The organism is Methyloceanibacter sp. (assembly GCF_035650995.1).
Lineage (GTDB): Bacteria > Pseudomonadota > Alphaproteobacteria > Rhizobiales > Methyloligellaceae > Methyloceanibacter.
The window spans coordinates 43,110-56,643 of record NZ_DASRGO010000091.1 but is presented as its reverse complement, the minus strand read 5'-3'; the positions used below and the strand labels follow the sequence as shown (position 1 = coordinate 56,643).

At 66.9% G+C, this 13,534-nt stretch carries 10 protein-coding genes; 2 read left to right on the top strand and 8 right to left on the bottom strand.

The annotated features are described in order from the left end of the window. Positions 1–529: Clp protease N-terminal domain-containing protein (locus VFB18_RS07355; RefSeq protein WP_324972930.1), on the bottom strand; the 529-nt coding region annotated here is incomplete at its 3' end. A gap of 279 nt (positions 530–808) precedes the next feature. Here VFB18_RS07355 and VFB18_RS07350 point away from each other — a divergent pair. Then, a complete protein-coding gene (locus tag VFB18_RS07350; RefSeq protein ID WP_324972928.1) occupies positions 809–3,169 on the top strand; it encodes a tetratricopeptide repeat protein in 2,361 nt (786 codons plus the stop codon). Between the two features lie 70 nt (positions 3,170–3,239). Here VFB18_RS07350 and VFB18_RS15780 read toward each other — a convergent pair whose 3' ends face one another. The 6 genes from VFB18_RS15780 to VFB18_RS07320 form a co-directional block, all read right to left on the bottom strand. After that, complete coding sequence (locus VFB18_RS15780; RefSeq protein ID WP_414675664.1) at positions 3,240–3,815, bottom strand: DUF4167 domain-containing protein; 576 nt, start codon at positions 3,813–3,815, stop codon at positions 3,240–3,242. Between the two features lie 425 nt (positions 3,816–4,240). Beyond that, entirely contained in the window at positions 4,241–5,152 is a 912-nt protein-coding gene (prmC, locus tag VFB18_RS07340; protein WP_414675663.1) for a peptide chain release factor N(5)-glutamine methyltransferase, read from the bottom strand. A 97-nt stretch (positions 5,153–5,249) separates the two neighbouring features. Further along, complete coding sequence (gene prfA, locus VFB18_RS07335) at positions 5,250–6,344, bottom strand: peptide chain release factor 1 (RefSeq protein WP_324972922.1); 1,095 nt, start codon at positions 6,342–6,344, stop codon at positions 5,250–5,252. Positions 6,345–6,400: 56 nt separating this feature from the next. Continuing rightward, positions 6,401–7,549, bottom strand: a complete 1,149-nt coding sequence (locus VFB18_RS07330) for a hypothetical protein (protein WP_324972919.1) — start codon at positions 7,547–7,549, stop codon at positions 6,401–6,403. A gap of 203 nt (positions 7,550–7,752) precedes the next feature. Then, positions 7,753–10,017 carry a phosphoenolpyruvate--protein phosphotransferase gene (ptsP, locus tag VFB18_RS07325; protein WP_324972916.1) on the bottom strand — a complete coding sequence of 755 codons (2,265 nt, stop codon included), beginning with the start codon at positions 10,015–10,017 and terminating at the stop codon, positions 7,753–7,755. A gap of 74 nt (positions 10,018–10,091) precedes the next feature. After that, complete coding sequence (locus VFB18_RS07320; RefSeq protein ID WP_324972913.1) at positions 10,092–11,396, bottom strand: aspartate kinase; 1,305 nt, start codon at positions 11,394–11,396, stop codon at positions 10,092–10,094. Positions 11,397–11,539: 143 nt separating this feature from the next. On the opposite strand from VFB18_RS07320, the gene ubiG reads away from it, so the two are divergent. Then, positions 11,540–12,289, top strand: a complete 750-nt coding sequence (gene ubiG, locus VFB18_RS07315; protein WP_324972910.1) for a bifunctional 2-polyprenyl-6-hydroxyphenol methylase/3-demethylubiquinol 3-O-methyltransferase UbiG — start codon at positions 11,540–11,542, stop codon at positions 12,287–12,289. A gap of 23 nt (positions 12,290–12,312) precedes the next feature. Here ubiG and VFB18_RS07310 read toward each other — a convergent pair whose 3' ends face one another. Next, positions 12,313–13,188 carry a L,D-transpeptidase gene (locus VFB18_RS07310; RefSeq protein WP_324972907.1) on the bottom strand — a complete coding sequence of 292 codons (876 nt, stop codon included), beginning with the start codon at positions 13,186–13,188 and terminating at the stop codon, positions 12,313–12,315. Positions 13,189–13,534: the final 346 nt, after the last annotated feature.

The following is a 13,534-nucleotide window of genomic DNA, read 5'->3' as shown; positions in this document are numbered from 1 at the left end:
CCTTGGCCGCGGCTTCGGTGAAGTCGCGGGTGTATTTCTTGAGCGCATCGTAAGCCTGCTCGGCGCCGGCGGAATCGGCGGTGCGGCCCTTGCGCAATTCGTTGATCGCGGCGTTGAGCCCCTGCGGCGTGAGCCCGGCATCGGCGAGGATGCGCTGCGTCTCGCCTTCCTTGGTCATGCCGAGAGCCTGGAGCGCCCGCTCGACGGTGACGAAGCTGTCGCCCGCCTTCCCCGCCATCTGCTCGGCCTGATCGAGCACGCGCGCGAGCGAAGGCGACATATGCGGCTGGGTGGCGCCGGAGCCCGACACCTTGGGGAGCTTGGCGAGCGCGGCATTGGTGCGCTCGAGCGCCTGCTTGGGATTGCCCCCCGCGCGCGCCATCAGCCCGCTCGCCATGCCGTCCGGATCGTCGAGCAGCACTTTGAGCAGGTGCTCGGGCGTGATCTGCGGGTTGCCGTCGCGGAGCGCGAGCGTCTGCGCGGCCTGGATGAAGCCCTTGAGGCGGTCGGAAAGCTTTTCGAAATCCATGAGTTGCGGTCCCTCTCAGCGAGGCGTAGCGGAAGGATGGGGGTGGGGCGGCGAGCCGCCGGCCGCCAGGGCGCCCGGCAAGCTCATAACGCAGGCTTGTTAACGGACATATAGCGCCGCCAAGAGACCGGAAAAAGGGGCTGAACTCGGAGCGCACGCAAACTCACGCATGGCCCTATCGGTCCCGTGGCGTTACCGAAGCTTGAGTTGCGGGGGCCGCGCGGCTCGCCGATAATCAGGCCAAGGAGCGGTGTCGTTCGACGGATGGTCCAAGAGGCCATGGCAGAGCCGATCGCGTTCAGGTACCGCGCCTTCATCTCCTATAGCCACGCCGACACGGCTCACGCCAAGTGGCTGCATCGCGCGCTCGAAACCTTCCGCATCGACAAGGACCTCGCCGGGCGCGAGACGGCGGCAGGTCCCGTGCCCGCCTCGCTCCGCCCCGTCTTCCGCGACCGCGACGAGTTCACTGCCGGCCACAGCCTGACCGAGCAGACGCGCGCCGCGCTCGACGCCTCGGCCGCGCTCATCGTCATCTGCTCGGAGGCCGCGGGCAAGAGCCCTTACGTCAACGAGGAGGTGCGCCTGTTCAAGTCGCGCCACCCGGGACGGCCCGTCATCCCGCTCATCGTCTCCGGCAAGCCGGATGATCCAGGCCTCGAATGCTTCGCGCCCGCGCTGAAGTTCAAGCTCGACGCCAAGGGCCGGGTCGGCAAGCGGAAAGTGGAGCTGCTCGCGGCCGATATGCGCGAGACGGGCGACGGCAAGCCGCTCGCTCTCGCCAAGGTGGTCGCGGGACTGATCGGTGTCACGCCCGACGACATCTTCCGCCGCGCCGAGCGCGAGCGGCGGCGAAAGGGGCGCGTGCGCAACGCGATCATCGCCACGCTCGCCGTGCTGGCAATCGCCGCGAGCGGAAGCGCCGTCTATGCCTGGCGCGAGCTCAAGACCAACGAGGCCTTCCTCACCGCGACGCTCGAGACCGCGACCGAGATCGTCGATGCGGCGGTGGCGCAGGCCGAGACCTTCGGCGTGCCGCGCACCGCGACGCTCGCGCTTCTCACCAAGGCCGAAGCCCTGTTCGCCAACATGGCGGCGCTCGGCCGCCCGACCCCCGAGCTCGACTATCAGAAGGCTTGGATGCTGATCCAGTTCGCGCGCAACTATGCCGCGCTCGGCGACACCGGCAAATGGAAGGCGCGCGCGCTCGAGGCGCAAGCCATCTGCTCCGCGCTGGTGAGCGGCTACCCGGACGAGGTGCGCTATCGGCGCGGTTTGCTCACCGCCGACAACGAGGTGGGCGACGTGCTCATGGCGCAAGGCAATCTCGCCGAGGCGCTGAAATCCTATCGCGACGGATATGCCATCGCCGAGCGCCTCGCCGCCGCCGATCCCGGCAACGTGCACGTGCAGCGCGACCTGTCGGTGGCCAACGAGCGGATCGGCGACGTGCTGAAGGCGCAAGGCGATCTCGACGCGGCGCTCGCGCAATACCGCGCGAGTCTTGCCCGCATGACGCCCTTCCGCGACGCCGATCCGGGGGATGCGAGCCTCCAGCACTTCGTTTCGATCACGCTCAACAAGATCGGCGACGTGCTGGTGCTGAAAGGAAGCCTCGCCGAGGCGCTCGGCTCCTATCGCGAGAGCCTCGCCATCATGCAGCGCCTGGCCAAGGACGACGCGAGCAACGCCTCACGGCAGCGCGACCTCGCCGTGTCCTACAGCAAGATCGGCGACGTGCTGCTGGCTCAGGGCGACTTTTCCGAGGCGCTCGCCTCCTATCGCGAGGACCTCGCCATCACCGCGCGCCTCGCCGCCGCCGACCCGAGCAATGCCGAGTGGCAGCGCGATCTCTCCGTCTCGCACAACAAGGTGGGCGATGCGCTGAAAGCGCAAGGCAAGCTCGACGAGGCGCTCGCCTCCTACCGCGACGGGCTCGTCATCCGCTCCCACCTCGCCACGACCGATCCCGGCAACGCCTCATGGCAGTACGATCTCGGCATCAGCCACGAGCGGATCGGCGACGTGCTGAAGGAGAAGGGCGAGCTTGCGGGCGCGCTCGCCGCCTATGAGGCGAAGCGCGACATCGATCAGCGCCTGGTCAGGGCCGATCCCGACAACGCCGCATGGCAGCGCGATTTGTCGGTCGCCTACGACAAGATCGGCGACGTGCTGGTGGCGCAAGGCGACCCCGCCGGCGCGCTCGCCGCCTATCAGGCCGACCTCGCCATCGCGAGCCGGCTCGCCGTCAAGGACCCCAACAATGCCGAGTGGCAGCACGACCTCTCGGTGACCTACGACCGGGTGGGCGACGTCTTTCTCGCGCAAGGCAAGCTCGACGAGGCGCTCGACGCCTACCGCCAGAGCCTCGCCATTCGCCGGCGGCTTATGTCGCTCGATGCGACCAACCTTTCCTGGGCGCACGATCTTGCCGTGAGCTACGGCATGGTCGGCGTGGTGCTCGGCAAGCAGGGAAAGACCGAGGAGGCGCTCGCCGCGTTGAACGCGGGCCGCGAGATCATCGCGCGGCTGAAGGAGCGCTTTCCCGATAACGCCTCGCTCGCCCAGGACCTCGCCTGGTTCGATGCCGAGATCGCGAAGCTCGCGCCTCCGGCCGCACCGGCCCAAGCCGCGCAGTGACGGCGTGTCGGGTCCTGCCTCCCCGCAAGGGGGAGGGATGCCATAACCAGCCGTGTCCTACGAATAGGCCCTAGCTCACCTGGTCGGGAGCCGTCTCGTCGCTCGACTGCGCCTCGGGCTGATCGGCGCCGTTGGCCTCGCGCTCGCGCGTGCCCTCGCTGCCGTTGCCGCCGTGGCGACCGTGCTCGCGGCGTCCGCCGCCGTGGTGCTCGCGATTGCCCTCATGGCGCTCGCGATCCTGGGAGCCGCGCATCTCCACGCCGCCGGCCCTGATGTCGCCGCCGGTCTCGGGATCGAACTCGTCGCCGTCCTCTCCGGGGCCATCGGGATTCCAGCGCGGCTGCCTGAAGCCGCCGTTCGGGCCTTCGCCCGGATGCTGGCCGCCCTGCTGCTGCCCGCCGAATTGCGCCTGCGCCGCCATGATGATGCGGTTGTAGTGCTCGGCGTGCTGGAGATAGCTCTCCGCCGTCACCATGTCGCCGGAGGCGAGCGCGTCGCGCGCCAGCGACATATACTTCTCGGCGATATGCGCCGCGGTGCCCCTGATCTTCACGTCGGGGCCGTTCGATTCGTAGTTCCGCGCTAAGGGATTCTGGGGCTTGCGGCCACGGCCGCGGCCCCTGCGATTCTGCTGTCCTTGCCTCATGGGCTTCTATTCACCTGCTTTGCGGGCTGTTGCCGCGACCTGTCTCCCTGCTACTCACGATCCGCATTCAACCCCGACGGGGCTTAGCCGTCCGGCAAGCCGGATTGGGCTCATGCAGATCCACTCGGCGGTTTTTTGCTGCCTTGTTTTTGAAACGATCTCCGGCGCCAAGCGTCCGTAGAATCACCGAGCAAGCGCCTGCCAACCTCAATCTTGATGAGCGGTCGAGCGTCTCATGAACGTCCCGAGAGGCAGGGAGCCTTTCAATCGAGCTTCACGAGAAATCCGATTCTGTTGCCGTTGCAACCGGCCGGGCTTCCGCAACGCCGCTGGCCGAAATCTTCATTTGCTGGGCATGAACCTAACCCGAACATCAGGAATTTCCAAGCCCTTTTTTGTCCACCCGCGGGCGGTCCACACCTCAGTCACATCTCTGCAACAATAACGCGCGGCCGCCCCGCGAGGTCCCGGCGGTGGTTAATTTTCTCGGCGAGAAAGCCGCCCTGGCAAAGGAGGCTCGTCACGGCGTCGGCCTGCGTGGCGCCGATCTCGAGGAGAATGTGCCCACCGGGCGCCAGGACCTTGGCCGCGCCGCTCGCGATGCGCCGGTAGGCGTCAAGCCCGTCCCCGCCCCCATCGAGAGCGATGTGCGGATCGTAGCGGGCGACCTCCGCAGCAAGCCCGCCAATCTCGCCGCGCGCAATGTAAGGCGGGTTGGACAGGACGAGGTCGAATTCGCCGGACACGGCGTCGAGCCAGTCCGAGACGGTGAAGCTTGCGCGATCGGCGACGCCGAGGCGCTCGGCATTGGCGTGGGCGACGCGAAGCGCGTCCCGGCTGAGATCGGTGCCGAGCCCGCGCGCGTTGGGCAACTCGGCGAGAAGCGTAAGCAGGATGCACCCGCTGCCCGTGCCGAGGTCGATGAGACGAAGGGACGCCCCCCGCCCTCGCCGCGTCTCGATCAGATCGAGCGCGGCCTCGACCACCGTCTCGGTATCGGGCCTCGGGTCGAGCACGCTTCCCTCGATGAGAAAGTGCCGCCCGTAGAACTCGCGGACCCCGGTGATGCGCGAGACCGGCTCGCGAGCGGCCCGCCGCTCGATATGGGCTTGCAGACGGTCGAAGGCCCGCGGCGGCAAAACTTCGCCCGCGCGGGCGACGAAGTCCTCATGCGCCAAGCCCGCCGCGTGACACAAAAGAAGCCGCGCGTCGAGCTCGGGCGCCTCGATCCCCGCCTCCCGCAATTGATCGGCTGCCGAGACAAAAGCTTCCCGTAGAGTTTGAGGCGCCGGCCGCTTGTTCTCCCCTCCCCCTGGGGAGGGGGTTGAATGGCGCACCGCCCCCCCTCCATTCGCGCTGAAGCGCGAACGTGCTCCCCCACAAGGGGTGAGCGGGGAGCTCGAAGCATTGCTCGAGACAAAACGCCGGCCCCGGTCAGACATGGGCCTCTTCCTGCATGGCGGCGAGCTGGCTCGTCTGATAATCGGTGATCAGCGCATCGATGATCTCGTCGAGCGCGGGCCCCCCTTCGAGCACGTAAGGGAGCTGATGCGTGGTGAAGCCGATCCGGTGGTCGGTCACGCGACCTTGCGGGAAATTGTAGGTGCGGATGCGCTCGGAGCGGTCGCCGGTGCCGATCTGGCTGCGGCGATTCTGCGCCCGCTCCGCGTCGAGCTTGGACCGCTCGAGTTCGTAAAGCCGCGCGCGCAGCACCTTCATCGCTTTCGCCTTGTTCTTGTGCTGCGATTTTTCGTCCTGCTGGCTGACCACGAGCCCTGTCGGCAGATGCGTGATCCTGACCGCGCTGTCGGTGGTGTTGACCGACTGCCCGCCTGGCCCGCTCGCGCGGAACACGTCGATGCGCAGGTCCTTGTCGTCGATCTTGATGTCGACCTCCTCGGCCTCCGGCAGCACGGCGACCGTGGCCGCCGAGGTATGGATGCGCCCTTGCGCCTCGGTCGCCGGCACGCGCTGCACGCGATGCACGCCCGACTCGAACTTGAGCCGCGCGAACACGCCCTTGCCGGTGATGTTGGCGATGATCTCCTTGTAGCCGCCGGTCGCCGACTCGCTCGCCGAGAGGATGGCGACCTTCCAGCCCATGCGGTCGGCATAGCGCTGATACATCCGGAAGAGATCGCCCGCGAACAGCGCTGCCTCCTCGCCGCCGGTGCCGGCGCGCACTTCGAGAATCGCGCTCTTCTCGTCGGCGGCGTCTTTGGGCAGGAGCTGAACTTTGAGCTGGTGTTCGAGCGCCTCGATCCTCGGGTCGATCTCGCCGAGCTCAGCTTTGGCAAGCTCGGCCATCTCGGCGTCGGACGCCGGATCGTCGACCAAGGCTTGAAGATCCTCGCGCTCGTTCTGGGCGCGTTTGAGTTCGTTGATGGTGGCAACGATCGGATCGAGCTCGGCGAACTCGCGTGAGAGCCGGACATAGCTCTCCTGGTCGGCGCCGGCGGCAAGCGCGCTCTGCACCGTCTGCCAGCGTGCGACGAGTCTATCGAGTCTCTCGGCGGGAATCGTGGTCATGGTGGAGGTGAAGCAGGAAACCGGGCGGCAGGGAAGGGCTCAAGCCTGAGGCGCCGCTAGGACGGGCCTTGCAGCTTGTCGGCCTTGTGGCTCCGCGGATCGTCGGGATCGGCAGTCGCTGGCGTCGAGGACTGCAATCCCGCCTGGCCCTTGAGATGAGCGAGCACGAAATAGCCGCCTCCCGCCATGATCGCCAGGAGCAGAAGCACGAGGCCCCACTTGAGAAGTCCGCGCTTCCGGCTTGGCTTTTCCTCCTCGGGCTGGGCGGGCTGAGGCGCCGGCTGTGAGCGCCGCTGTGTGTCGGTCTGGGTCGATGGCTGCTGCCAGGCGGCCTGAAGCTCGGCCTGCGATACGGGCTTTGGATGCGGCTGCGGCCTCTGAGGCGGCGGCTGGGTCTGGGCTTGGGCCGGGCGAGGCTGAGGACGCTGAGGTTGCGGTTGCGCCTGACGCTGCCCTTGCGGCTGCTGCTGCGAAGCCGGCGGGCGCTGCTGAGCGGCGCTTGCCGTCCATGGGGCTTGCGGCTTTTGCGGCTGAGGCTGCGCGGGCCCGTTGGGACGAGGCGGCTGCTGGGCGGGCCGTCCTTGCGCCGGCAGCTTGGCGTTCGGCCAGTTCGTCTGCAACGGCGAACGCTGACCGGCCGCGAACGGGGTCTGTTGCGCGGGCTGAGGGGGTTGAGCTTGCGGCCATTGCGGCTGCTTCTGCTGTTGCGGCGCCTGCGGCTCTGCGGGCTTCGCCTTGGCAAAGGGATTGTCGGGCCAGTCCGGCGTTTCCATGGAGGACGTGCCGGACTCGAATGGCTTCTGCTCGAAGTTGTTCACGTCGTATTTGGGCTCGAACTTGGTCTGCTCGAACCCGCCTCCACCGAGTCCGTTCGATCCGGCGCCGAAATCGAAGGGTTCGGACGGCGCCATGGTCGGGACTTCGGGGATCGGCTTCGGTTTAAGCTCGACGATCCCCGCCTCGAGCTGCGCATAGATGCGGCGGAGCAACGGTCGGACGTCGAGATTGAGCATCGCGCCGTAGCCGTTGACCACCCGGCAGGTCTCGGCCCAGGGCGGCAGCGCATAGAGCGCGCCCTGCTCGAGCGCCTGCACCACCTCGACCCGCGTCGAGAGCCGCGCGGCAAGATCGGACTCGGACAGGCTGCTCGCCGAGCGCAAGTCCCGGAACAGCTCAGCCACCTCGGTGTCGTACCCGGCCGGCATCTCGTTAATCCCGTGAATGAGCAGGCGTTGCCGCGCGGCGGAGTCGGGCGAAGCGCTCACCGGCACGTGACCCGGCAAGGTCGGCAGCGCAAGGCCGGTCGCATGTCCTGCTCTTCTCCGTCAACACAATCCCAACGGCTTCGGGTTTGCAAGTAAAGCCGAGACTAGCATATCGGCGCTCATATTTAAGGGCTCTCATCGTCTCAGATCTGCACGCCTTTTTCGGCGGCAAACCGCTTGAGATCCTCGCGCAAGGACGTGGTCTTGGTTTCGAGCCATTCGTTCAATCTTTCGCGCAAGGCCCCGGCATCAAGGGACAAAATCATGGCTTTCACCGGGCCGATCGAGGCCGGCGCCATGGAAATCGACCGAAAACCGAGGGCGACGAGCGTCATGGCCTCGATCGGGCGCCCCGCCATCTCGCCGCACAGCGTGAGCGGCACGCCGTGCTTCTCGGCCGCCTCGACGATGACCCGAAGCGCCTTGAGCGCGGCCGGGTTGAGTGAATCGAACCGCTCGGCGACCCGCATGTTCCCGCGGTCGGCGGCAAATAGGAACTGCATGAGGTCGTTCGATCCCACCGAGGCGAAATCGGCGAGCGGCAGCAGCCGGTCGAGCTGCCAGAGCAGCGCCGGCACCTCGATCATCGCCCCGATCATCAGCCGCTTCGGCTCGGGCCGGCCGTGCCGCTTCAGGATGGTCACTTCGCGGTCGATGAGCGCGCGCGCCGCCTGAAGTTCGGACACGTCGGAAATCATCGGCAGCATGATGCGCAGCTCCCGCCCTTGCGCGGCCCGGAGCAGCGCCCTGATCTGAGTGCGGAACAATGCCGGCCGGTCGAGCGCCATGCGGATGGCCCGCCAGCCGATGGCCGGGTTCTCCTCCTCGCCGGCACGGAAGAAGGGCAGTACCTTGTCGCCGCCGACGTCGAGCGAACGGAACACCACGGGCCGGTCCCCGGCGGCGTCGAGGATCGCCTTGTAGAGCCGCGTCTGCTGCTCGAGCCGCGGGAAGGTCGCCGAGATCATGAATTGAAGCTCGGTGCGGAACAGGCCGATGCCGTCGGCGCCCGACTGATCGAGATGCGGCAGGTCGAACAGGAGTCCGGCGTTGATGTGGAGCGCGACGCGCTCGCCGTCGAGCGTGAGCGCGGGGATGGTCCTGAGCGCGGCATATTGCGCCTGGCGCCGCGCCCTGAAGCGCACCTTGTCGGCATAGGCCGAGACCACCTCTTGCGTGGGCCGGATGTGCAGCTCGCCGCCATCGGCATCGACGATGGCGGCGTCCCCGGGCTCGACCGATTCGAGCACGCCCTTCACCTGGCTGATGGCGGCGATGCCGAGCGCGCGTGCTACGATCGCGACATGGCTCGCCCGTCCGCCCTCCTCGAGCACGAGGCCGCGCAAGCGCTGCCGGTCGTAGTCGAGCAGTTCGGCCGGACCCATGGTGCGGGCAACGAGAATGGTGTCCTGCGGCAGGTTGCTCGCTGCTGCGGTCACCGCGCCGCCCGACAGGAGCCTGAGCAGGCGGTTCGACAGATCGTCGATGTCGTGCAGGCGCTCGCGCGCGTGCGGATCGATCTGGCGCAGCATGCGCGCGCGCGTATCGTTGCGCACGCGCTGCACGGCCGCCTCGGCGGTGAGACCGGTAAGCAGCGCCTCGTCGAGCCGCCGCCGCCAGCCGTGATCGTGAGCGAACATGCGGAACGCCTCCAGCACCTCGCGATGCTCGCCGGCACGCGCGAGATCGCCGCGCTCGAGCATGTTGTCGATAGATCCGGTGAGATCCTCGATCGCTTGCGACAGACGCCGGCGCTCGAGCTCGACGTCTTCGGCGATGAGGCGGGTGACGACGATGCGCGGCTCGTGCAGCACCACGTGGCCGAGCGCCACGCCTTCGGAGATCGAGAGACCGGTGAAGCTCGCTCCAAGCTCGCGGCGGGGCTCGGCGCTGACTTCGTCGGTGACGCCGAAACCGCCCGAGGCGATCATCTCGGCGAGGACCATGGCCGTGGTCTGGAGCGCCTCGATCTCTTCGTCGCTGTAGTGGCGCTGGGTTCGGTTCTGCACCGTGAGCACGCCGATGGTATGGCCGCCGCGCAGGATCGGCACGCCGCAGAACGAGTGGTAGATCTCCTCGCCCGTCTCCGGCCGGTAGGAGAAGGCCGGGTGATGCTGAGCATCGGGGAACTGCATCGGTTCGGCCTGCTCGGCGATCAAGCCGACCAGGCCCTCGCCCGGCTTCAGATGGGTGTTGTGCACCGCCTCGGGGTTCAAGCCCTCGGTAGCGAACAGCTCGAGCGAGCCGTCGCGGCGGCAGAGATAGAGCGAGCACACCTCGGCCACCATGTTCGAGGCGATCAGCACCACCACCTTGTCGAGCCGGGCCTGCGCGCTCTCGCGTTGCGCCATCACCTCGCGCAGACGTCGGAGCAATTGCCTCGGGGCGCCAACAGATGAAGTAGGCATAGCCATAAGTCCTCGCCCGCCGGCAAAAGCGGCCAGATGGGCGTCGAAAGGGCCGTCAGGTTTGCCGCACGTCGCTAGCGGCTGTCCAATCCGAATAGGGAGTGTAGCGTCCGCACCGCAAGTTCGGCGTAGGCCGCATCGATCAATACGCTGATCTTGATCTCGGAGGTCGAGATCGCCTCGATATTGATGCCTTTTTCGGCCAGTGCGCTGAACATCTGCGCTGCCACGCCGGCGTGGCTCCGCATCCCGACGCCTATCGCCGACACCTTGGCGATGTCGGTCGAACCGCGCAAGTCGAAATAACCGATCTTGTCCTTGGCTTTGCGCAGGACTTCGAGGGTGCGGTCGAGGTCGGCCGCCTGCACCGTGAAGGTCAAGTCGGTATATTTGCCGTCCTCGGAAACGTTCTGCACGATCATGTCGACATTGATATTGGCGGCGGCGAGCGGCCCGAAGACCTGCGCCGCCACGCCCGGCTTGTCGGCGATCTTGAGCAGCGTCACCTTGGCCTCGTCCCTGGCGTAGGCAATTCCACTGACGACGTTTTGCTCCACGATCTCATCCTCATGGCAAACGAGTGTTCCAAGCGAAAGCGCGTCATCCGTGCTCCGGCCGCGGAGGTCCGGCGGATCGAAGCTCGAGCGCACGAGCACGCGGACGCCCCTCTGCATGGCAAGCTCGACCGACCGGGTCTGTAGCACTTTGGCCCCTTGTGAGGCCATTTCCAGCATCTCCTCGTAGGAGATGCGGTCAAGCCGGTGCGCCTTGGGCACGATGCGCGGGTCGGTGGTGTAGACCCCGTCGACGTCGGTATAGATATCGCACCGGTCGGCCGAAAGCGCCGCGGCGAGCGCCACCGCGCTCGTATCCGAGCCGCCGCGGCCGAGCGTCGAGATGCGGTTGCCGGGCGCAATGCCCTGGAAACCCGCCACCACGGCGACCTCCCCGCCCTTCATGCGCTCCTTGAGCTCGGCGACGTCGAGGCCGGTGATGCGCGCCTTGCGGTGGGCCGAATCGGTATGGAGCGGGATCTGCCAGCCCTGCCAGGACCGCGCCTTCAAGCCCAGCGATTGCAGCACGAGCGCAAGCAGGCCAGAGGTCACCTGCTCGCCCGATGAAACGACGGCGTCATATTCGCGCTCGTCATAATGGGCCGACTGGCCTTCGGGGTCTTGGCCGTTATTCTTGCGCTCCTTGTAGCCCCAGGCCTGCTCGACAAGGGCCACGAGCTGATTGGTGTGCCCGGCCATCGCCGACACCACCACGGCAACGGCGTGGCCGGCGTCGACCTCGCGCTTCACATGCGCCGCGACGTTCCTGATGCGGTCGATGTCGGCAACCGACGTCCCGCCGAATTTGAGCACCAGCAGGGCCATGCGGCCCCCTCCACCAACAGAAGGGCCGGCCCTCTGACAGGGCCGGCCGGAAAAGCGCGTCTTTCATACTGATTGAGGCGTCCGCCCGCAATGGTTTCGCCCCTTGCCTTGACAGGGGCTCGGCTGCGGCGGCCAATGCGGCCATGGCAGAAGCCCAAAATTCAGCCACGCTCGACCGCGCGGAAGTCGAGAGATTCGCCAAGGATGCGGCGCGCTGGTGGGACGCGAACGGCCCCTTCAAGCCGCTCCACCGCATCACCCGCGAGCGCCTGACTTATATTCGCGACCAACTCTGCCAGCGCTTCGGGCGCGACAAGCGGGAGGCGCAATGTCTCAAAGGGCTATCAATCCTCGACATCGGCTGCGGCGGCGGGCTTGTCGCGGAGCCCTTGGCGCGGCTCGGGGCAGCGGTTACCGGCATCGATCCCGGGCCCGAGAACATCGCGGCCGCCAAGGCCCATGCCTCGGGCATGGGGATCAGCGGGATCGACTATCGCGTGGCGACCGCCGAGGAGATCGCCGCGACCGGCGCCGCCTATGACGCCGTGCTGCTGCTCGAGGTGGTCGAGCACGTGCCGGATGTTCCGGCCTTCATCAAGGCCGTCACCCCGCTCGTGAAGCCGGGCGGGATCATGCTGCTTTCGACCCTGAACCGCACCTATAAGGCCTATGCCTTCATGATCATCGCGGCCGAGCTCATCCTGCGTTGGGTGCCGGCCGGGACCCACCAATGGCAGCGTTTCGTGACGCCCGAGGAGCTTCGCGCGGCCCTTCGCGCCGGCGGCCTCACGCCGATCGACACCACCGGCCTCGTCTATAACCCGCTGTCAGACGAGTTCAGCCTGTCGCGCGACACCGACGTGAACTACTTTGCCGCCGCAGTCAGGTCGTAACGCAATTCGCTAGATAAGGCCCGTCAGTAGCCGTAGCCGCGCTGGTAGTAGCGGGGCGGCGCGACGTAATAGCCCTGGTTCTGCTGGAACCAGCGGAACAGGCCACGGCGGCGCGGCCGGGGCTGCTGGTCGGGCTGAACCTGCGCCTCCTGGTTCGGGTAGAACCACGGCGGCGGAACAGGCCGGCCATAACCGTATGGATACTGCGGATACTGGTATTGCGGCCGGGCCGAGGCGATGCCGCCCTGGTAGTCGCCGCCGGGGGTCTCGCCGTTCAGAACGACCTGGGTGTTCTTGAGGCCGTTCTCCTTGACGAGATCGTAGAGGATCGCCGCGTTCTCGGGCGCGAGCCGTACGCAGCCGTGCGAGGCAGGCTTGCCGAGATTCTTCACTTCGGTGGTGCCGTGAATGGCGTGCCCGTCCTTCATGAAAAAGACGGCATGCGGCATGGGGGCGTTGTCCCACTCCTTGCTGTACCAGATCTTGTTCATGGACGTGGCGGTGTAGGTGCCAGACGGCGTCGCAAATCCCGGCCTGCCGGTCGAAACCTTCCAATTGTAGGTTTCGACACCGTCGATGAAGACGGTCATCTCCTGGGTCGATTTGTCGATATTGACGACGATCTGCTTGGGATTGTCGGACAGCGGCTCCGCGCCTTCCTCAGCCGGCTGACTCGCCTTCTTGTCCTCGGCAGACTTGGTTCCGGCCTGCGCCCCATTGGCGCCGGGCTGCGCCGCGCTCTGGCCGTTCCCGGACTGAGCAGCGCCCTGGCCGGACTGAGCAGCGCCCGGGCCGGACTGAGCAGCGCCTTGGCCCGCCCCGGACTGGGCTGTGCCCTGACTCGAGCCGGACGGGGCCGCACCCTGGCTTGGACCTGGCTGCGCGGTATCGGTGTCCAACTTCAGCTTCTGAGCCGAAGGAGCGCCGCTTTGGGTGCTAGGCGTACCGGCGGTCGCCGCGGGCTGGCTCTTGGTCTCCGCGCCTGCTGGTCCCGCGAGCGCAAGGACGACAAACGGGACGGCGAGAAGGCCGAAGGGGAGGTTCACATGTCGGAGGAGAGTTGAGGAAGCCATGCTTTGACCCTGGTTGCGCAGAAACCAACGCCCGGCAGATGACAATATTAGGGATCGTTCGGGACTTTACCAGGGCGACTGACGAATAAGTTTTTTACCCGAAGCCTCCCAATAAGAGGTTACTGCGCGCAAGGGCGCCCCCTTCAGGCTACGAAGTTGCCGGATTTCGCCA

Excerpts from the sequence above, each read along its gene's own strand:
- VFB18_RS07350 (WP_324972928.1), top strand. The coding sequence starts at position 809 with ATGGCAGAGCCGATCGCGTTCAGGTACCGCGCCTTCATCTCCTATAGC.
- VFB18_RS15780 (WP_414675664.1), bottom strand. The coding sequence starts at position 3,815 with ATGAGGCAAGGACAGCAGAATCGCAGGGGCCGCGGCCGTGGCCGCAAG.
- prfA (WP_324972922.1), bottom strand. The coding sequence starts at position 6,344 with ATGACCACGATTCCCGCCGAGAGACTCGATAGACTCGTCGCACGCTGG.
- VFB18_RS07330 (WP_324972919.1), bottom strand. The coding sequence starts at position 7,549 with ATGCCGGCCGGGTACGACACCGAGGTGGCTGAGCTGTTCCGGGACTTG.
- ptsP (WP_324972916.1), bottom strand. The coding sequence starts at position 10,017 with ATGCCTACTTCATCTGTTGGCGCCCCGAGGCAATTGCTCCGACGTCTG.
- VFB18_RS07320 (WP_324972913.1), bottom strand. The coding sequence starts at position 11,396 with ATGGCCCTGCTGGTGCTCAAATTCGGCGGGACGTCGGTTGCCGACATC.
- ubiG (WP_324972910.1), top strand. The coding sequence starts at position 11,540 with ATGGCAGAAGCCCAAAATTCAGCCACGCTCGACCGCGCGGAAGTCGAG.